General features: G+C 68.8%; 13 protein-coding genes. 9 read left to right on the top strand and 4 right to left on the bottom strand.

Translation table 11 applies throughout. From position 1 onward, the window contains the following. The first annotated feature begins 27 nt into the window (after positions 1–27). Positions 28–195 carry a hypothetical protein gene (locus tag EJB06_RS31985; protein ID WP_164557994.1) on the top strand — a complete coding sequence of 56 codons (168 nt, stop codon included), beginning with the start codon at positions 28–30 and terminating at the stop codon, positions 193–195. Between the two features lie 14 nt (positions 196–209). Here the strand turns inward: EJB06_RS31985 and EJB06_RS21600 are convergent, their stop codons facing one another. Further along, positions 210–4622 carry a translocation/assembly module TamB domain-containing protein gene (locus tag EJB06_RS21600; protein ID WP_126076086.1) on the bottom strand — a complete coding sequence of 1471 codons (4413 nt, stop codon included), beginning with the start codon at positions 4620–4622 and terminating at the stop codon, positions 210–212. Next, positions 4622–6523 (bottom strand): autotransporter assembly complex protein TamA, encoded by a 1902-nt coding sequence (locus EJB06_RS21595; protein ID WP_126076085.1) that lies wholly within the window; start codon positions 6521–6523, stop codon positions 4622–4624. Before EJB06_RS21595 ends, EJB06_RS21600 begins: the two co-directional genes overlap by 1 nt. An 84-nt stretch (positions 6524–6607) precedes the next feature. Between EJB06_RS21595 and queC the strand changes: the two genes are divergently transcribed. The 5 genes from queC to EJB06_RS21570 all read left to right on the top strand — a co-directional run bounded on the left by queC (position 6608) and on the right by EJB06_RS21570 (position 14945). Beyond that, positions 6608–7312, top strand: a complete 705-nt coding sequence (queC, locus tag EJB06_RS21590) for a 7-cyano-7-deazaguanine synthase QueC (protein ID WP_126076084.1) — start codon at positions 6608–6610, stop codon at positions 7310–7312. 272 nt (positions 7313–7584) lie between these two features. Continuing rightward, positions 7585–9747 (top strand): CTQ-dependent lysine 6-oxidase LodA, encoded by a 2163-nt coding sequence (gene lodA / locus EJB06_RS21585; RefSeq protein ID WP_164557993.1) that lies wholly within the window; start codon positions 7585–7587, stop codon positions 9745–9747. Further along, positions 9725–10873 carry an FAD-dependent monooxygenase gene (locus EJB06_RS21580; protein WP_126076083.1) on the top strand — a complete coding sequence of 383 codons (1149 nt, stop codon included), beginning with the start codon at positions 9725–9727 and terminating at the stop codon, positions 10871–10873. Before lodA ends, EJB06_RS21580 begins: the two co-directional genes overlap by 23 nt. A gap of 168 nt (positions 10874–11041) precedes the next feature. Further along, complete coding sequence (locus EJB06_RS21575) at positions 11042–11785, top strand: metallophosphoesterase family protein (RefSeq protein WP_126076082.1); 744 nt, start codon at positions 11042–11044, stop codon at positions 11783–11785. A 115-nt stretch (positions 11786–11900) separates the two neighbouring features. Next, positions 11901–14945, top strand: a complete 3045-nt coding sequence (locus EJB06_RS21570; protein ID WP_126076081.1) for a CHASE domain-containing protein — start codon at positions 11901–11903, stop codon at positions 14943–14945. Here the strand turns inward: EJB06_RS21570 and EJB06_RS21565 are convergent. Further along, positions 14935–15396 (bottom strand): hypothetical protein, encoded by a 462-nt coding sequence (locus EJB06_RS21565; RefSeq protein ID WP_126076080.1) that lies wholly within the window; start codon positions 15394–15396, stop codon positions 14935–14937. The two genes, EJB06_RS21570 and EJB06_RS21565, sit on opposite strands and share 11 nt — an antisense overlap. A 135-nt stretch (positions 15397–15531) precedes the next feature. Between EJB06_RS21565 and EJB06_RS21560 the strand changes: the two genes are divergently transcribed. Beyond that, positions 15532–15777: a hypothetical protein gene (locus tag EJB06_RS21560; RefSeq protein ID WP_126076079.1), complete on the top strand. Its 246-nt coding sequence runs from the start codon at positions 15532–15534 to the stop codon at positions 15775–15777. Between the two features lie 47 nt (positions 15778–15824). On the opposite strand, the gene EJB06_RS21555 is transcribed toward EJB06_RS21560, so the two are convergent. Beyond that, positions 15825–16853 carry a choice-of-anchor A family protein gene (locus tag EJB06_RS21555; protein ID WP_126076078.1) on the bottom strand — a complete coding sequence of 343 codons (1029 nt, stop codon included), beginning with the start codon at positions 16851–16853 and terminating at the stop codon, positions 15825–15827. Positions 16854–17069: 216 nt separating this feature from the next. On the opposite strand from EJB06_RS21555, the gene EJB06_RS21550 reads away from it, so the two are divergent. Both EJB06_RS21550 and EJB06_RS21545 read left to right on the top strand, forming a co-directional pair. Further along, on the top strand, positions 17070–17570 hold the full coding sequence (locus tag EJB06_RS21550) for a hypothetical protein (RefSeq protein WP_126076077.1): 501 nt from the start codon (positions 17070–17072) through the stop codon (positions 17568–17570). 41 nt (positions 17571–17611) lie between these two features. Then, a complete protein-coding gene (locus EJB06_RS21545) occupies positions 17612–19564 on the top strand; it encodes a GAF domain-containing sensor histidine kinase (RefSeq protein WP_126076076.1) in 1953 nt (650 codons plus the stop codon). Positions 19565–19574 lie beyond the last annotated feature (10 nt).

The following is a 19574-nucleotide window of genomic DNA, read 5'->3' as shown; positions in this document are numbered from 1 at the left end:
CGCTCCATCCAACCAGGAGCGACCCACATGAACCCAGCAGCCATCGACTTTCACCGCGCACCGGACCCCGCGCCGGTCGATGAACCATCGCCCGAGCCGTTCGACAATCCGCATCCGCACCACCCGCCGGTCAAGCATCCGCAGGACGACGATCCGGTGCCCGACCCGAAGCCGAGCACCTTTTTCCTTCACTGACTCCGGCGCCAGGCCTAGTCGAACGCCCACGAATAGAGCACGTCGAGCGCGGTGTTGGTCCCGGTCTGGAACTGCAGGGTGATGCGCGGATTGAGTTTGTAGCGGATCTTGACCAGGCTCGATGCGGTGGTCGCGCCCTGCTCGAAACTCAGGTAGGCGCGCGAGGAAATCCGCTTGCCGACCGTGACCACGGTGCTTTCCAGCCCCTTCGCCTGCGACAGTCCCAGTTCGTCGACGCCCAGCGAATTGGCCAGGCGCGACTGGAAGCCGCCGCCGCTGCCCGAGCCGCCCAGCAGGGCGCCGGCGGCGGCGCTGAGCAGGCCCGCCTCGTTGCCCGACGTCGCTTCCATGCCATGCCCCAGCACCAGCCATGACAGCTTGTCGCTGTCCGGCACCGACGGCGTCGAGACCAGCTTGGCCACCGGCGACAGGGCCGAGCCGCGCACTTCCACGCCCGCTTCGACATTGGTTTCGGAGAGCTGCTCGCCTTCGGGGCGGCGCCGCACCGCGCGGATGTTCAGGGCCGGATTGTCGGCCGGACCGCTGAAGGTCAGCACGCCGCGTTCGATGTCGAGGTTCTGGCCGTACGCCTTGTAGGTGCCGCTCACGACCCGGATCGAGCCGTTGGCGCGCGGCGGACGCCCGCCCGTGGTGCGCACGCGCAGCGATCCGGCCAGTTCGGCGTCGATGCCCATGCCGCGCAGGCGGAAGGCGTTGCCCAGGTCCGCTTCCAGGTCCATCGTCAGCGGCATCGCCGGTTCGGCCTTGACCGCCGGCGTGCCCACCCCGGCCCGGCCCAGCACGATCACGTCGTCCGAAAGGGTAGGGCGGCCCTGCGGCGCCAGTTCGATCAGCGCGCGGTCGGCCTTGAATTTGCCTTCCAGCGAAAAGCGCTTGGCGTCGCGCACCAGGGTGCTCTGGCCGCTGACGACCACGGTGCGGTCGGGACGCGACAGGACTTCGAGCTTGTCGGCCACGAGTTTGAGCTGCATGGTCGCTTCGCCGCCGGCAAAGCGCACCGCGCCGTCGGCCACCGCCGTGCCTTGCACGCCGTCGAAACTGAGGCGCTGCAGCAGCAGCTGGTCGCCGGCCAGCTGCGCGCGCAGCTGGCCGTTACCGAGCTTGACGCCCTGTTCGGCCCAGCGCAGCGCCAGTTTGTCGCCGTTGATGCTGCCATTGAGCGTCGGCGTGCCGACCGTGCCGCCGCCGGTCAGCGCGAGCTTCAGGGCGCCGTCCAGTTCCAGTCCCGGCTGGCCGGTAAACGGCGCCAGCCACGCGATCGAGACCATGTCGGCGTTGGCCGTCATTTTCAGGGGGCTGGCGTTGCCCAGGCGGCCGTCGATCATCTGCGCGGTGGCGTCGACGCTGGCCTGGCCGACGCGGGTGCCGTCGACCTTCGCCTGCATGCGCAGGTTGCCGCTCGTGACATCGGCGCGCAGGTCGAGCGTGCGCAGGCCGAGCACCACCGGCACTTCGGCGCCGGCGATCACGTCGCCGCTTTCGCGGAACACGTGCACCATGCCGTTGAGCGCCGGAGTGGCGCCGGCGGGCGCCTGCATGTCGAGCGACCAGTCGGCGCCGAGCAGCAGGTCGCCGCTGACGGCGTCGCGCATCCCCGGCGAGAATTGCGCCAGGTAGGTCAGCGGCACCCCGGCCGCCACACCCTTGCTGGTCCAGTGCGGGCCATCCTTGAGCAGCGACTGGACGCTGACGCTGCCGTTGGGGAGCTTGACGACGGCGTTGCCCATGGCGATCTGCTGCGGCCTGGCCAGGCCCGCCACGCCTTCGCCGGGAGCGACCGCGATGCGCAGCGGGACCGGCGCCTGCAGCGCGAACGCGTAGCGGCCCTTGTTCTGCAGCGCCGCCACGGTGCCGTTCCAGGCGCTGTTGGCCCAGCCGCCGCGGATCTCGCCGGCGGCGTCGAAGGCGTCGCTGCGCGCGTCCAGGCGCAGCACGTGGGCGCCGCGCGTGCCGCTCGTTTGCAGGTGCGCGATGTCGATCCGGGTGTCGCCGCTGACGTACTCGGTGATGGCGATGTCGCTCACCAGCGGGTCGTCCGCCCCGCGTCCGCTGCCCAGGTTGGCGCTGGCGCGCAGGGTCCTGACCTGGTGCTTGCCGAGGACCTTCAGGTTCTGGCCTTCCAGCGCGGCGCTGACGGCCGGCGCGGCCATCGTGCCCGACAGGGTGCCAGTGCCTTTCAGCACGCCGCCGTAGTCGGGGCCGAGGGCGGCCAGTTGCGGCGCGTCGATGCGCCAGTCGAGCTTGTCGGAGCCGGCGCCGAAACTGCCCTTGGCGGCCACGATGTTGGGACCGACGTGCAGGTCGACGTCGGCGTTCGAGACGTGCTTGGCATCGGCCGCCAGCCTGGCGTGGCCCCAGAAGGGCGAATTGGCCAGGGTCGATGGCAGCAAGGCCAGGTTGAGCGTGCCGCGCCAGTCCGGGCCGGAGCGGCCTGTCGCATCGAAACTGCCGTTGATGCTGCCCGCCAGCGGCGAGCCGAAGGCGCCCGGATTGAAGCGCTGCGCCGTGCCGGCCGCCTTGACCTCGACCGCGCCCGCATTCGGCCCCCCGCTGAGCCATGCTTCGCCGCTGGCGTGCAGCAGGCTGGTATTGGCCTTGCGCGCCGCCGCCACCCAGCCGAGGCCAGTCGCGTCGACCTCGAAGGTGGTGCGCGGCGCGGCCATGGTGCCGGTGACCACGCCGTTGGCCGCCAGCGCGCCGTACAAATCGCTGCGCGCGGCCGCCAGGTCGGTGGCGTTGACGCGCCAGGCGAGTTTTTCGCCGGGCGCGCCGAAGCTGCCTTTCAGCTGCGCCGTGTTCTTGCCCAGGCCGAGCGTGGCGTCCACCCCGCTGATGCGGGTGGCGTCGGCATTGAGCTTGCCCTTGCCCGACAGCGGCTGGTCGAACAGGCGGCTTGGCCGCAGCGCGAAATCGGCCGCCACCTTCCATGCCGGCGACAGGGCGCCGGCGGCGTTGAAGTCGGCGTTGATGTCCGCCTTGGGCAGGTCGCCGAAGGCGGCCGGGTCGAACCTGACGGCGCTGGCGGCGACCTTGAATTCGCGCTTGCCGGCCAGGTTGGCGCTGCCGGACAGGCCCACGCTGCCGCCGCCGGCGGCCAGGCGCGCCTGCTCTACCCTCAGCACGTTGTCGGCCAGGGTGGCTTTGGCGTCCAGGCGCATGCCGGCTTCGGCCAGCCTGGTGGTGAAGGTCTGGGTAGTGCCCTCGTTGGCGACCGTGATGTCGCCGACGATCCTGGTCGACTTCATGCGGCTGTGCAGGCGCTTGATGTCGATGCCGTCGGTGTGCAGGGCAAAGCCGGCGCTGCCCAGGCCCTTGTCGGCCGCGCTGCGCGCCACCGTGCCGCTGCCGGTGAATTTGCCGGCTTCGCCCAGGTCGATCAGCACGGCGCCGATCTCCAGCGCCGACAGGTTGCCTTTCAGTTCGCCGCGCATGGCGCGCAGCGGCAGGCGTTGCAGGTCGATCGGGCCGGTGGCGCCGGCGTTGTCGATGGCGACGCTGCCGGCGATATTCCGGTTCGCTTCGATGCGCGCGCTGATCGTCAGCGACAGATCGGCCTTGGGCAGTTCGGGATTGAAGAAGCCCGGATCGATGTTCTTGCCATGGATGGTCATGGCGCGCAGCGGGATCGGGTCGAACGGCGCCAGCGTGAACCTGGCGTCGCCCTCGGCCTTGCCCGACACCGCCGTGGCGTCGAGCTGCGTCGTCACCAGGTCGCCGCCCACGCGCAAGTTGATTTGCGCCGGCTGCTGGCCGGCGGGCGCCGCGAGCTGGGACAGGCTGGCGCTGCCGGCCAGCTTGAACGGATGGCTGGCGCCGATGCTGGCGTCGGCCATGGCCTTGCCCCACGGGGTGATCGCGCTGGCGCGGCGCAAGGCCCATTGCCGCGGGTCGCCCAGCAGGCCGAAGCGCACGTCGGTGATCACCGTTTCGGCGCCCGGCGCGGCGGCGTTGGTCATGACGACCTTGCCCAGGCGCGCATCGTCCACTTCCAGCTTGAACGGGGGCGCCAGTTTGACCGGCATCTTGGCCGGTTCGCCTTCGCGCAGGGTATCCATGCGCAGGTTCGCCACGTGCAGCTTGTCGATCGCCACGCCGCGACTGAGGTACTGGAAGGGCGACCAGTCGATGTCGATGTTTTCGGCGGTGACTACCTGTTGCGGGGTGCGGTAGACGACTTTACCGACGTGCATGGCGCCGTACAGCGAGCCGTTCACGCCGCTGACGACGATGCTGCCGCCGCTGGCGTTGGCCACGCGCTGGACCAGCATTTGCAGGGTCGTTTCGCGGCCCAGATACCAGTAGGCGCCGCCCAGCAGGGCGCCGGTGACGACGACGCCGGCGGCGACGCGGCGCGGCCAGCGGCGCGGGCGGGGCGGCGGGGTGGTAGGGGTGTCGGCGGTAGTCATCAGAATGTAAAGCCCAGTGAGAAGTGCAGGCGCGCTTTTTTGAGCGCTTGTCCGTATGCGAGATCGACGTTGATCGGGCCGACCGGGCTGCGCCAGCGCGCGCCGATGCCGTAGCCCGATTCCGGTTTCAGGTCCTTGAATTTGTCGGCGGCGTTGCCGGCGTCGTAGAACACGGCCACGCCCCAGGGCGGCTTGAACCAGTACTGGTATTCGACGCTGCCGGTGAGCAGATAGCGCCCGCCGACGATGGCGTCGCCCTCGCGCACGCCCAGTTCCTGGTAGCCGTAGCCGCGCACCGACTGGTCGCCGCCGGCGCGGAACAGGAAGGTCGAGGGCACACCCGCTTTTTGCCTGGAGGTGAGCACGCCGGCTTCGGCGCGCACGATCAGGTTGCTGGCCGGTCCCAGCGGACGGTAATGCACGAAGCGGGTGCTGGCGCGCAGGAAGCGCTCGTCGGTCAGCACCGGCAGCACGGCGCCGCCGAACTGCGCGTTGAGCACATAGCCGCGCGTCGGCAGCACCAGGTTGTCGAGCGCGCGCTTGGTCCAGCTGAAGGTGAGCGGGATGCTGTTGCTGCGCCGCGTTTCGACGCCTTCGACCAGGCGCCGCTCGCTCAGGTATTCCAGGGTCAGGCTGCGTTCGAGCAGCGGCGTGCCCCAGGCGCGGCGGCCGGCCACGGTGGCCACGTTGGTCACTTCGCCGCGCAGGTCGTTGCGCTCGAAACCGGCGCCGAAGCTGTCGTTGTAGCCTTTTTCGGTGGTCGGAAAATAAAAGTCGGCGCGCGCGGTCTGGCGCTTCTGTTCCATGATCAGGTTACTTTTCATGCGCAGGCCGAACACGTCCAGGTCGTCGTAATTGAGCTGGGCGCGCGCGCCGGTGTTGGTCGAATAACCGAGACCGACGTCGACGTTCTTTTGCTTGTTTTCGGTCACGCGCACCAGCACCGGCAGAATCGCCGGATTGGTCACGGGCGGGCGCGGGATGGCCTTCTGGTCGTCTTCCATGGCGTCGATGTCTTCAGACAGCGCGGCCGACATGTCGGCGCTCACTTCGACGCTGGTGAAGTAGCCGGTGTCCTGCAGGCGCGCCTGGTAGGCTTGCAGGGCCGCTTCGCTGTATTCCTGGCCGGGGCGAATCCGATTGAGGTTGCTCACGATGGTGCGCGAATAGCGCTTCAGGCCTTCGACCCGCAGTTCGCCGAAGCGCGCTTCGGGGCCGCTGTCGAGGACCACCTTGAGCAGGGCGCGGCGCACGTCGGGGTCGACGATGGCGCTCGATTCGACCAGCTGGGCGCGCGGATAGCGCGCCATCATCACCTGGCGCAGCAGGTTGCGCTTGGCGCCTTCCCAGTCGGCCTGGCGGAAGCGCTGGCCGACCGGCAGGCCCCAGCGCTGGCGCAGGTCGTCGGCGTCGTACGGTTTGCTGTCGACGCCGACCGGCTCGAAGCCGCGCAGCACCAGTTCGACATCGCCGACGAGCACCGGCTCGCCCGGGTCGACCGTGATGCGCGCGACCGGCCGGGCGCCGCTGGTGTCGAGCCCCGCGCTGACCTTGGGCGAGTAGTAGCCTTCGGTGGCGATCAGGGTCCTGGCCTGCTCGGGCGCGGCCTTGACCAGGCGCTGCAGCTGGTCGAGGTCGAGGCGCGGGTTGCCCTGCCAGCGCACCAGGTCCAGGTTTTCCTCGAGCAGGTCGTCGAGCGGGCCGGGGGCGTCCACCCGCACCGTGTAGTCGACGCCGCGCGCGGGGGCTGGCTGCGCGGCGGGCTGTGTCTGCGCTTCGGTCTCTTGCGCCAGCAGCGGGGCGAGCGGGCCGCCCAGGCACACGGTCACGGCGATCTGTGCCAAAATTCGTCGCTGGCGCGACGTCCGGGCTGTTGTTTTGTCTGGTGTTGCGGGAAACATGTCGCTCCAATGGGAAAATGCTCCGGGCATCTTACCGGATCGGCTGCAATGATGGCGAACGTCTAACACTCTGGAAATTACAATATGCAAGAAGCTGACGGCGCACTGGTGTTGTTTAGCGGCGGACAAGACTCCGCCACCTGCCTGGCCTGGGCGCTGGAGCGCTACGCGCGGGTCGAAACCATCGGCTTCGACTACGGCCAGCGCCACGCCATCGAACTGACGGTGCGCCCCACGGTGCTGGGCAGGATGCGCGCCCTCAAGCCCGGCTGGGATGCGCGCCTGGGCGAGGACCACATGATCGACCTGTCCCTGATCGGCAAGATCTCGCACACCGCCATGACCAGCAACGTGGCCATCGAGATGCAGGCCAACGGGCTGCCGAATACCTTCGTCCCGGGACGCAACCTGCTGTTCATGACGGTGGCGGCCACCGTGGCCTACCGGCGCGGCCTGAATGTCCTGGTGGGCGGCATGTGCGAGACCGATTTTTCGGGCTATCCGGACTGCCGCGACGACACCATGAAGGCGCTGCAGGTGGCCCTGAACCTGGGCATGGCCACGCGCCTCAAGCTGGAAACGCCGCTGATGTGGATCGACAAGAAGCAGACCTGGCAGCTGGCGCACGAGGCCGGCGGCGATGCGCTGGTCGACCTGATCCGCGAACACACCCACACCTGCTACCTGGGCGAGCGCGGCGCGCTGCACGCCTGGGGCTACGGCTGCGGCACCTGCCCGGCCTGCGCCCTGCGCGCACGCGGCTATTTGCAGTACGCCAGCGGCGAATGAATGCCGGGCCGGGCCTGGCCTGGCCGGGCCGGCCTGTACGCCGGTCCATCCTAATCGCATGATTATTTGTTAACATTTCTGTTGTCGAAACAATGCTCGCGTAGTACATTCGACACAGGCACAAACCCCCGGCAGGGCAAAGGCGACGGGTCCGCGGCAGCGGTCCCGCCGGCTGTCCGCGCCCCGGTTTCCTCACCGCCCGCGCTGTTGTTCTGGTCTTTCCGCTGTTGACTTACATGGTTCGTCCATCAATCAATCAGGAGACTGCATACATGCCATCCCCCGTCAGTTACCGCATTCACCCGTCGATCGGCATCGGCCGCGTCGGCAACAGCCTCGATGCGTATTACCTCGCACCGGACAGCATCGGCGGCCTGCCGATCGAAGCGAACGCCGCCGGCGACCCGGTCGTCGAGAACGGCGCGCCCAAGCGCGTGACCCAGTTCAAGGATGCGCAAGGCCGCATCAAGCGCCAGGCCGCCACCTTCGCCATCTACCAGTCCAACCCGGACGGCCTGGGCGAGGTCGAGCTGGACCTGACCGGCGAGCTGGTCGAGTCGGTGGTCTGGTCGGTGCATGTGGCAAACAAAAAAGCGGCGTGGTGGGATTTCACGCCCCTGCTGGGCGACCTGATGTTCGGCCAGTACAACAGCTACGAAACGTGGCAGGAGCCGCCCGACGCCTGGAACGTGGACGGGCCGGTGACCGGCTACCGCAATCCCGACGTGGTCGGCGACGCCGCGCGCAAGGCCCTGATCATCGATCCGGGACCGCGCAGCGTGCGCGGCGCGGGGGCGGCGCCGGTGGAATTCACGGCCGAAACGGTGCCGCCCGAGTACACCCACGCCAGCTTTCCTCCGAGCGATCCTGGCCAGGGCTTGCCGGTCAAGTCGCTCGGTGAAATCCGCACCGATTCGCGCGCCAACCTGCTGGTGCTGGGCGGCTTCGGCCATGCCGGCGGCGACGAGAGCATCACCGGTTTCGGCGGCGGCAACACCTGGCACGACGATATCGCCGACGGCCCGGTGACGGCCACCATCACCTTCAAGGACCAGAGCGTGGTGACCCTGTCGGCCTGGGTGGTGATCGGCTCGCCCAAGTTCGCCCCCGAGCTGGTCAATGTATCGACCTGGGACGATGTGGCGCTCGACTGCGCGCTCAAGTACCAGGGCGCGCGGCCCGACGTCTACGACCTGGCCAGGTGGCCCGGCAGCGCCGGCTGGAATCCGGAATACCAGGTCAACTACTGGGAAGACATCAAGCCTTTCCTGAACCGGATGGCCGACTACCAGTGGGTGGCGACGGTGCCGTCGATGACGGCGTTTATCAATCCGCCCTTCGATCCGAACGATACCAGCGAGCGCGCGCAGGAGCAGCGCGCCCAGTTCCTGAGCTACTTCCGCCAGCCGCCGGCGCGGCGCGACGCCACCCTGGAGCAGGCGGCCGGCTTTATCGACGGCCAGAACCAGCAGCTGTTCAGCAGCGGCCTGCAGGAAACCAGCGGCATTCCGCTGGTGCCGATGAATTCGGGCTCGAATTCGGTGCGCAACAATGTGATCGACAAATTCTCGGTGCTGACCGATACCCAGTATTTCCTGCTCAAGCAATGGGCGGCCGGGCATTTTTCGCCGACCGCGCCGGCCTTGCGCATCCCCAACGTGCATCCGCTCGACCAGGCCGGGATCGGCAATTGCGTGGGCGAGCCGATGTGCCCCGGGATCGAGGTGACCTGGTCGGTACGCAACCCGACCGTGTATTCGGCGCCCTACCAGATCCGCCACCGCCATGACGAGGCGTATTACTACCAGCACGGCCTGTCCTGGTCCGAGGACGAAACCGCGCCGGTCGACTGGAGCGCGCCGACCGTGGGCGCCGGCTGCGAGCCGGGCGACCTGACCAAGCGCATGGCCATTCCGTGGCAGGCCGACTTCTTCGATTGCTCGGTCCAGTTCATCAATTTCGACAATCCGAACGAGGTCAAGAACCCGGCCACGATGATCCCCACGCCGCCCACCTATTATTCGTACTGGTGGCCGCCGCAAAGCCCATGGAACGTCATCGGCGGCGGCTATACCGCCGAGGAGCAGCGCCTGACCGGGGTGCCGGCCGGGATGCAGGTGATGTACAGCCGCGGCGTGAACAGCTTCACCCAGATGATCACCGCCTGGAAGTACCTGGGCTTCGTGGCCAACCAGAACCACGACCCGGCCTCCGGGCGCGCCTATCCCTACTTTGCGGAGCAGGAGCGCAACCATGGCCGGTTCCACATGGCCAGCGTGGCGGTCGGGAATGTGACCAGCTTCGTCACCGGCGACGATTCGAACTTCTATCCGGCCTGGTTCCTCAAGGATGAAGACCCGGCGCCGCAGACGCGCGAAGGCGACAAGCCGCGCAAGATCCTGACCCTGTCCCATGCGCGTACCGGCCGCCGCTGACAGGGACGGCCCGCGCGCCGGGGAGGACCAGGTCGATGTCCTCATCCTCGGCGCCGGGCCGGCGGGCGCCGCCGCCGCGATCACCCTGCGCCGCCATACGCGGCTGCGGGTGGCGCTGGTCGAGCGGCGCCTGTTCGATCCTTTCCGTCCCGGCGAGACGGTCTCGCCGGCCCTGTTTCCCCTGCTCGAGTACCTGGGCATCGCGCGCGCCGGCGTCGAGCAGCGCCACCTGGAATCGTACGCCCACGCCGCCGCCTGGGGTGGCGAGGAGCTGGTGGTGCGCGACTTCCTGTTCAACGGCCGGGGCAGCGGCCTGCACCTGGACCGCCTGGCTTTCGACAGCATGCTGCTCGACCAGGCCGGCCAGCTCGGCGCGCAGATCGTGCAGCCGGCCGAGCTGCTCGGGATCGCGCCCGGCGCGCGCTGGACGGTCACCCTGCGCCAGGGCGAACGGCAGCGCGCGCTGAGCGCCGCCTACGTCATCGATTGCAGCGGGCGCAGCAGCGTGATGGTGCGCCAGCAGCAGTGCCCGGTGCTGCAGACCGACCGCATGGTGGGGGTGTATGCCTATTACGAGGCCGGCCAGCGCGAGCGGCTCCAGCGCACCCTGGTCGAAACCACCGAGGACGGCTGGTTCTACCTGGCGCCGCTGCCGGCCGGGCGCAGCGCGCTGGCTTTCATGACCGATGCCGAGACCCTGCGCACGCTCGACCTGCTCGATCCGGCAAGCTGGCGCCGCCATGCGCTGGCCAGCCGGCATATCGGGCCGCTGCTGCGCGAGCTGCCGGCGCCGCAGGCGTTGCGCCAGTATCCGATCCACAGCCGGGTGGCGCGCCTGCCGGGCAATGCGGCCTGGACCGCCGCCGGAGACGCGGCGGCCAGCTTCGATCCGGTGTCCTCGCTGGGCATCGGGCACGCGCTCAGTTCCGGCATCCAGGCCGGCCGGGTGGCGCATGCCTTCCTCGAACAGGGCGGCGGGCTGGGAGAGGGCTACCGCCAGTCGCTGCTCGACCATTTCGAGTCGTATGCGAAGACCCGGCGCGCGCTGTATGCCAACGAGCGGCGCTGGCCCGGATCGGGCTTCTGGCAACGGCGGCTGGCGCACGACTGCGCGCGCGCCGCCTGAAGCGGCGCGACGGGAACGGCGGGAGCGGCGCCAGGCCGGTTTTCCCGTCGTTTCTCTTCACCATCTCACCTCCCCGGCAACACTTCCCACGCTATAATCGGGTTGAACACGCGTCATTAATTACAAAATAACATTCTTTACTGCGCGCCAAGCGACGCCCTTCCCACCATGCGCCTTGCCCTGCTGACCGACCTGCACGCCAACCGCGAAGCATTCGCTGCTTGCCTGGCGCACGCGCACGCCCAGAAAGCCGATCAGTATGCGTTTACGGGCGACTTTGTCGGTTACGGCGCCGATCCGGCCTGGGTGGTGCAGACCGTGATGGACTATGTGGCGCGCGGGGCGCTGGCGGTGCAGGGCAACCACGATTTTTCGGTGACCCGCGAAACGCGCCCGCAAATGCATTTCGAGGCGCGCGAGGTGATCGAATGGACCCGGGGCCAGCTCAGCGCCGAACAGATGGCCTTCCTGGCCGGCCTGCCGCTGACCCGGGAAACCGAGCGCATGCTGTTCGTCCACGCCAGCGCGCACGATCCGGTCAAGTGGGAATACATCACCGGGCTCGAACCGGCCGAGCGCAGCCTGCGCGCGGCGCGCAAGCGCATGGTGTTTTCGGGCCATGTGCACACGCCGGCCCTGTACCGGCGCGCCGACGACGGGCGCATGGGGTCGCACGTGCCGGTGGCGGGCACGCGCATCCCGATCGCCCCGCAGCACCAGTACCTGGTGATCCCGGGCGCGGTGGGCCAGCCGCGCGACGGCAACAGCGCCGCCTGCTACGCCATCTACGACGACGCCGCGCGCGAACTGGTGTATCACCGCATCCCCTACGATAACGGCGCCGCCGCGCGCCGCGTGATCGCCGCCGGCCTGCCGATCGTGTTCGCCATGCGCCTGATCGAGGGTATCTGAGGCGCTGAGTCGCAATCGCGACAGTCGGCAACAGTCTTGTTGCAACGCAAGGTTCGCTCACGTACTATCGGTTAGTAAGAGGTCCGCCGCGCGGGCCCGCACCAGGATCGCTTCCATGGACCATGCCGCTGTTAACCCGGCCGTACCGGCGCCGCCCGCGGGCGCGCGCACGTCGTCGTGGTTCGGCGCCGCCGCGCTGGCGGCGCTGGTGATGACGCTGTGCCTGGCGCTGACCTGGCAGCTGTGGGAAGCGGCGCGGCGCGACGCCGAGCGCGAGCTGCGCACCGGTTTCGAGTTCGCCGCGCGCGACGTGGTCAACCAGCTGGCGCTGCGCATGGCGGCGCACATCCAGTCGCTGCGCGGGGTGCAGGGCCTGTTCAACAGTTCCGACGAGGTCACGCGCCAGGAATTCACCGATTTCGTGCGCGCCCAGCATGCCGACGCCGAGTATCCGGGCATGAAAGGGGTGGGCTACATCGCCGCGCTGGGCGAAGCCGGGCGCGCCGCCCACCTGGCGCAGGTGCGCGCCAGCGGCTTTCCCGACTATGCGATCAGTCCGCCCGGCACGCGCGCCGCCTACGCCCCGCTGCTGTACATGGAGTCGTTTTCCGGCGCCCGCCTGCGCGCGCTGGGGCATGACATGCTGGCCGAAGCGCCGCTGCGCGCCATGCTGGAACAGGCGCGCGACAGCGGCCAGCCCGCCATGTCGGGCAAGAGCACGGTGGCGCGCGAACGCGGCGGGACGGCGTCCGACGGCGTGCTCATTGCCCTGCCGGTGTACATCGGGCGCAAGGCGCCGGACCATGCCGAGCAGCGGCGCGACCTGCTGCGCGGCTGGGTCTACGCTCCCTTCGTCATGGAAGACCTGATGGCCAACGTGGGCGGCGGGCGCGCGGCCGGGCTGCTGGTGGCCGTCTACGACGGCAACGAGATCGATCCGGCGGCGCGCATGGCGGCCGGCGACGAGGCCGGTGCGCCGGACGTCCCGGACGCGCCTGGCGCGGGCGGGTTGCGCACCGAGCAGCGCATCGGCATCGCCGGGCGGCGCTGGACCCTGGCGATCGGCGCGCGGCCCGGCTACGGCGACGAACAGCGCCACGGCGCGCCGCGCGTGGTGCTCACGCTCGGCCTGGCGGTGACGCTGCTGCTGAGCATACTGACCTGGATGCTGGCGCGCAGCAGCGCCATGGCCGGACGGGCGCTGCGCAAGTCGCTGGCGCTGACCGGCGAACTGACCGCAGGCCGCCAGCGCCTGGAGGCGCTGGCGGACTCGGCGCAGCGGGCCCAGGCCATGATGCGCAGCATCCTCGATTCGACCTTCGACGCCATCCTGGTCGACAATGGCGACCGCCGGATCCTGGCCTCGAACCAGCGCTTCCGCACCTTGTGGCGCGTGCCCGCCGAACTCGACCTGGCCGGCGACGACAGCGCCGTGGTGGCGCACCTGCTGGCGCAGCTGGTGCACACCGGCCCGCTGGTGTACAGCCGCTCGCTGCGGCTCGAGGCGCACGAAGAACACCGCGAACTGCTGCGCCTGAAAGACGGGCGCTTCATCGAGCAACTGACCCGTCCGGTATGGCTGGGGCAGGAAGGCGCGCGCCTGTGGTCGTTCCGCGACATCACCGAACGCAAGCAGATCGAACAGCGCGAGCGCGCCCACCGCCACGTGCTCGAACTGCTGGCCCACGGCGCCCCGCTGCAGGCGGTGCTGGGCGCGGTGGTGCTGGGGGTGGAGTCGACCAATCCGGGCATGCTGTGCGCGATCCTGCTGCTCGACGCCGAGGGGCGCTTCCTGCATACCGGGGCCGCGCCCAGCCTGCCGGCCTTTTACAACGCCGCCGTCGACGGCTTGCCGGCCACGCTCGGCAGCGGCTCGTGCGGCACGGCCGCCGCCAGCGGCCAGCGCGTGATCGTCGAGGATATCCAGACCCATCCCGACTGGGCCGGCTACCGCGAGGTGGCCGCGCGCGCCCAGCTGGCGTCGAGCTGGTCGGAGCCGATCCGCGGCGCGTCCGGACGGGTGCTGGGCACCTTCGCGATCTACCACCGCAACCCGCATTACCCGAGCGCGGCGCACGTGGTGCTGATCGAGCAGGCCGCGCAGCTGGCCGGGATCGCGCTGGAACAGGCCCAGGCCGCGCAGGCGCTGCGGGTGGGCGAGGAGCGTTTTCGCAGCCTGTACGACAACGCGCCGGTGGCGCTGTGGGAACAGGACTGGTCGGGCGCGCGCGAGGCCGTGGCGCGCCTGAAGGCGAACGGGGTGGCGGAGCTGGGGCCGTGGCTGCGCGCGCACCCCGAGGAGGCCGAGCGCCTGGCGGCGCTGGTGCGCATCACCGATGTCAACGGCGCCGCGCTGGTGCACGTGGGCGCCGCCGCCAAGGAGCCGGGCGCGCTGACCCTGGCGCAGAACTTCGGCGGCCCGGCCAGCGGCGCCTTCATCGACGCGCTGGCGGCGCTGACCGGCGGGGCCCTGTTCCACGAATGCGAAAGCAGTTTCCTGCGGCTCGACGGGGTGGCGCGCCAGCACGAACTGACCTTGCTGGTGATGCCCGGCCACGCCCAGTCGCTCGACTTCGTGATCGCCTCGACGGTCGACATCACCGAGCGCAAGCGGATGGACGACGAATTGCAGGCGCTGGCCAGCACCGATTTCCTGACCGGGCTGCCGAACCGGCGCGTGTTCATGGCGCGCCTGGACGACCAGTTCGCGCGCCTGCAGCGCAGCGTGGACGACTGCGCTTCGGTGCTGATGCTCGACATCGACCATTTCAAGCGCGTCAACGACGTGCACGGGCATGCGGTGGGCGACGCCGTGCTGCGCCACATGGCGGCGCTGATGCGCTCGAGCCAGCGCAAGATCGATACCCTGGGCCGGGTCGGCGGGGAAGAGTTTGCGATCCTGCTGCCGGGGACCGGCGGCGCGGCGGCGCGCCAGTATGCGGAGCGCCTGCGCCAGAGCGTGGCCGAGACTCCGCTCGACGGCGATGGCCGCCACATTGCGATCACGGTCAGTATCGGCATTGCCACCATCGACACCGGCGACAGCGGCCCGGACGCGGTCCTGGTGCGGGCCGACAAGGCGCTCTACCGCGCCAAGGCGGACGGCCGCAACCGCGTGTGCGAGCACGCCGAGGCGGCCGCCCTCAGTCTCAGGGCTTGAGGGCGTCCTGCTGCGCGCCGTGGGCGCGCTGTTTGCGGCCGTCGCGCGCCAGGTACCAGAGCACGGCCAGCACCACGGCCAGCGGCAGCAGCAGGGGCGAGACCAGCAGGCCGACGAACGCCAGGGCCAGCACCAGGGCGCCCACCGCCAGCACCCCCAGGCCGGCGAACAGCACCGCCAGCAGCAGGCCCACGAACAGCATGACGATGGCCGCGATCAGCAGGCCGCCGCCGGCGAACAGCACGCCGAGCGGGCCGTCGATGTGCTCGCCATCGAGATGGACGGACATGCCGGAAGCGCCGGCCACGGCCTCCCAGGCCAGCACGGCGAACAGGAACAGCAGCAGCAGGGGAGCGAATTTTTTCATGGCGATGGCCTCGGTCGGGTTGACGTGAATGTCGGTTGGGACGCTTGCACTGTAGCTGCGCGCCAGCCGCGCCGCCATGCGCATGCGACAGACTGCATTTTCGGCGGGGTGGACGGGGCTGGGGGCGGTGCCGGCGCCGGCTTACCGAAAACGCAATTTTTCACCTTGAAAATGCGCTCTTATTGCCTATACTGAATGCTCTGTCGCAGGGAGATGCTTATGGAATTTGTTCACTATTCAGGAGACCGGTGGGCGCTGGCGGCGGGCGGCTTGGTGGCGCGCCAGTTGCGCATCCTGCTCTCGGGTGGCGGTCCCAAGGGGCCGCCGTCGGCGCCTCCGGCCATTCCACCGATCATCATCAATCCTTACAACTACGGCACGCCGGCGCCGGCCATCGATCCGCGCATTCCTCCACCCGGTCCGCCGCTGCAGCCGCCCGCGCCGCCGCGCCCGCGGTTCGCATAAAAAAAGCCCACCGGAACAGGTGGGCTTTGTCTTGCTGCGCCAGCGATTCAGGCAGTGCGGCGGCGCGCCAGGAGCAGCATCAGCGCGCCCGCCGCCAGCAGGGCCGCGGTGCCCGGCTCCGCTACCGGCGACGGTCCCGGATCGAGATGGCCGTCGAAGGCTTGCAGGTGCAGCTCGCCGTGCTGGTCGAGCGACCTGACGTACACGCCGCCCTCGATGTTCTGATTGTTGGTCAGGTGCGCCAGGGGCGCCAGGATGGCGCCGCCGAACAGATTGTTGGTGGTGATGCTGGTGGCATGCTGGAAGTTCCAGATCAGCTTGCTGCCAAGCGATTGCGCGGAGCTGCCCAGGAAGTTGGCGCCGATGGTGGCGCTGGCGTCGCTGGCGTTCAGGATCACGGTGGTGGCGTCGCCCAGGTGGAACTCGAACTCGCTGGCCTTGAACACGCCGGCGTCGATCAGGTTGAATACCGCGACCCCGTTGGCGTTGGCCACGGCCTTGAAGGTGGCCTTGCCGGCACCGTTGAAGGCGACCGTGCTGCCGGTGCCGCTCATCCGGCCCAGGCTGGCCGACAGCGCGCCCAGGCTGGCCGGGAAATCGGTCGAGCGCGCGGCATCGGCAGTGCCCTGCATGGCGGCGTCGAGCGCGGGCAGGCGCCCGCCGTTCGTGTTGCTGCCCTTGACGCTGCCGCCGACCCAGGCCGCGCCGTTGAGGTTGCTGTTGAGGACGTCGCCATAGATCACGCCGCTGCCGGAATTGATCGTCGAGCCGCTCAGGTTGCCGCCGATGACGGCGCCGCCGGCATTGATTTTCACCTCGCGCGCATCGCCCATGACGGTCAGGCCGGCGTACCTCGAGCCCGGCATGTCGTTCGCGTGCTGGGCGTAGTCGCCGCCGCTGGCCGTGCCGCCGACCCAGGTGCGGCCGTCGACATGGGATTGCGAGCGCAGGTCGGTCAGCACCACGGCATTGAATTCGTGCAAGATTTGCTGCGAGCTGAGCGGGGTGGCGGCGGCTTGCGTGGCAAACACGGTGGCGGCGATGGCGGCGGCGAGGCGAAGGTGACGGGCGATCATGGGATACCTGTAAACTGCGAGGGGATGCTGCGGTGCAATAAAAAGAGGCGCGCGCCGATAGTAACGTTATTTCAAAGGCAATGCCAACAGGCAATTAGAGGATGGACTCTAATCTTCGCGGCCCGGCTTTTCGAGCGGGCGCCGGGCGCTGTGGGATGGGGCGAATTCGACTATCATTCTCCTTTCGGGCCACGCCCGCTCCAGGAATGCGACCCCATGACAGAAGAATTCTCCGAAGACATCCCCCAGGACGACGATGCGCCCGTGCAAGAGCCGCGCCTGTGGAAAGGCAATGGCTGGACCGCGCGCGTGATCAAGAACGACGATGACGAAGGCTGGGCGGTGGCCATGATCAAGGATGGCGAGCCGGAACCGGCGCTGGTCGGCCCGTGGACCATGGGACGCGATAAGAAGAATCCCAAGCCGCTCGACACCAGCGCCTTCAACACCCTGGTCAAGACCGCCGCCGAAGTGCTGCGCCGCCACGAGCAGCAACTGCACGCCATGCTGCACAAGAGCACGACGGTGTGGCACGAGGGCGCCGACATCAAGGTCACGCTCGATATCGTGCCGGACGACGAGCATCCCTACGCGCTGCTGGCCGCCATCGACCAGGACGGCGAACGGATCGCCCAGGTGCGCACCTCCGCCAGCTTCAAATTAAGCCCCGCCAGCGCAACAGCCTGGATCGAAAACGACTTCCGCAACCCGGCCTGAACTGCTAGTATTTCCCTAGCGCACTATTATAGGGAAATGCGATGGAAAGCCGTCTCGACCGTCTGGAAGCTGTCCAGGCCATGCTGCTGGGCATCGGACAGATCTCGACGGGGTGCACCGACATCACCGAGTTCGTGGCGGCGGTGCACCGGGCGCTGGGCCGCATCATGTATGCGGCCAATTTCTATGTGGCGCTGAGCGACCGCGACGAGAACACGGTGCGCTTCGTCTACTACGTCGACGAGCGCGACCCCGCCCCCGATCCCGAGGAAAAGCTGCGCCTGGCCTCGCCCGAGCAGTCGCCCACGGCCTGGGTCATCATGAACCGGCGCCATCTGGTGATGACGGGCGACGAGAGCGCGCGCCACGAGGTCGACGGCCATGCCTGGGGACGCGGCACGCGCGCCGAGCAGTGGATGGGCTGCCCCTTGCTCGACCATCAACACCAGGCGCTGGGCGCCATCGTGCTGCAAAGCTACAGCCGCGCCCACACCTACAGCGAGGAAGACCAGGCCCTGTTTGCGCTGATCGCCAACCATGTGTCGAATGCGCTGCAAGGCATGCAGAGCGTGGACCGGCTGGAGCGCGCGGTGCAGGAACGCACGGCCCTGCTGGCGCACGAGGTGGCCGAGCGGCGCCGCGCCGAAGCGGTCCAGCATGCGCTGTACGAAATCGCCAACCTGTCGGCTTCGGCGGTCGACGCGGAGATGTTGTCGAGTAATCTGCACAACATCATCAGCGAGCTGATCGTTGCCGAAAACTTCCTGATCGCCCTGTACCACCCGGAGACGAACGAGTTCAGCATTCCCTATTTTGTCGACCAGAAGCACGCCGAGGCGCCGGTCAAGCGCTTCGCCTACGGCGTGGGGATGAGTTCCTATGTGCTGGACAGCAAGCAGGCCTGCCTGCACGACGCCGCCAGCTACGCGCGCCTGGTGGCCGAACGCAGCATGGGGCAGCCGCTGGGCAGTGTCGAGATCGCCAGCTGGATGGGGGCGCCGATGCTGGTGCACGACCAGCCCTACGGCGTGATCATCGTGCAGAGTTACGATCCGGCCATCGTGTACAACGAGGCCGACCTGGAATTGCTGGCGTTCATGGCCAGCCATGTGGCGGTGGCGATCGCGCGCATGCAGGCCGACCGCGCGGTGCGGCTGGCCAAGGCGCGCCTGGAGCAGCAGAACTCGGCCCTGAGCACGGCATTGACGGCGCTGCGCGATGCGCAGTCGGAACTGGTGCGCCAGGAAAAACTGGCCTCGCTGGGGCGGCTGGTGGCGGGCGTGGCGCACGAGATCAACACGCCGCTGGGGATTTGTGTGACGGCCACCAGCCACCTGGTGCAGGAACTCAAGCTCACGCGCGAAGAACTGGCGGCCGGCGCGATGACCGAGGATAGCCTGGAACAGTTTTTCGACATCATCGACCAGTCGCTGCGCATCATGACCACCAATACCCAGCGCGCGGCGGCGCTGGTGCGCAGCTTCAAGCAGGTGGCGGTGGACCAGTCCTCGGACGATATCCGCAGCTTCAACATGAAGACCTACCTGGACGAGGTGCTGCTGTCGCTGCAGCCGCGCCTGAAGGGGCGGCCCGTGAAGGTCGAGGTCGATTGTCCGGACGACCTGGTGCTGGAGAGTTTTCCGGGCGCGGTGTCGCAGATCGTGACCAACCTGGTGATCAATTCGCTGGTGCATGGGTACACGCGCGAGCAGGCCGGGGTGATCCGCATCGCGGTGCGGCTCGACGGCGGGCAGGTGTGCTTCGATTACCGCGACGACGGGGCGGGGATGGACCAGGAAACCCTGGGGAAACTGTTCGATCCGTTTTTTACGACCCGGCGCGGGCAGGGCGGCAGCGGGCTGGGGGCGCATATCGTGTACAACCTGGTCACCGGGCCGCTCGGCGGGTCGGTCAAGGTCGACAGCGCGCCGGGAGCGGGGCTGCATTACCTGCTGCGCTTTCCGCAGAGCCGCAAGCAGGCGGGTGCGCTCTAGCGCCGCGATC

Source organism: Massilia atriviolacea, from assembly GCF_003953935.1.
Taxonomy (GTDB): Bacteria; Pseudomonadota; Gammaproteobacteria; order Burkholderiales; family Burkholderiaceae_D; genus Telluria_A; species Telluria_A atriviolacea.
Note: the sequence above shows the minus strand (reverse complement) of the source record. Positions and strands in the feature narration are given on the sequence as shown.

Coding starts and splice junctions, on each gene's coding strand:
- EJB06_RS31985 (WP_164557994.1), top strand. CDS start 28: ATGAACCCAGCAGCCATCGACTTTCACCGCGCACCGGACCCCGCGCCG.
- EJB06_RS21600 (WP_126076086.1), bottom strand. CDS start 4,622: ATGACTACCGCCGACACCCCTACCACCCCGCCGCCCCGCCCGCGCCGC.
- EJB06_RS21595 (WP_126076085.1), bottom strand. CDS start 6,523: ATGTTTCCCGCAACACCAGACAAAACAACAGCCCGGACGTCGCGCCAG.
- queC (WP_126076084.1), top strand. CDS start 6,608: ATGCAAGAAGCTGACGGCGCACTGGTGTTGTTTAGCGGCGGACAAGAC.
- lodA (WP_164557993.1), top strand. CDS start 7,585: ATGCCATCCCCCGTCAGTTACCGCATTCACCCGTCGATCGGCATCGGC.
- EJB06_RS21580 (WP_126076083.1), top strand. CDS start 9,725: ATGCGCGTACCGGCCGCCGCTGACAGGGACGGCCCGCGCGCCGGGGAG.
- EJB06_RS21575 (WP_126076082.1), top strand. CDS start 11,042: ATGCGCCTTGCCCTGCTGACCGACCTGCACGCCAACCGCGAAGCATTC.
- EJB06_RS21570 (WP_126076081.1), top strand. CDS start 11,901: ATGGACCATGCCGCTGTTAACCCGGCCGTACCGGCGCCGCCCGCGGGC.
- EJB06_RS21565 (WP_126076080.1), bottom strand. CDS start 15,396: ATGCGCATGGCGGCGCGGCTGGCGCGCAGCTACAGTGCAAGCGTCCCA.
- EJB06_RS21560 (WP_126076079.1), top strand. CDS start 15,532: ATGGAATTTGTTCACTATTCAGGAGACCGGTGGGCGCTGGCGGCGGGC.
- EJB06_RS21555 (WP_126076078.1), bottom strand. CDS start 16,853: ATGATCGCCCGTCACCTTCGCCTCGCCGCCGCCATCGCCGCCACCGTG.
- EJB06_RS21550 (WP_126076077.1), top strand. CDS start 17,070: ATGACAGAAGAATTCTCCGAAGACATCCCCCAGGACGACGATGCGCCC.
- EJB06_RS21545 (WP_126076076.1), top strand. CDS start 17,612: ATGGAAAGCCGTCTCGACCGTCTGGAAGCTGTCCAGGCCATGCTGCTG.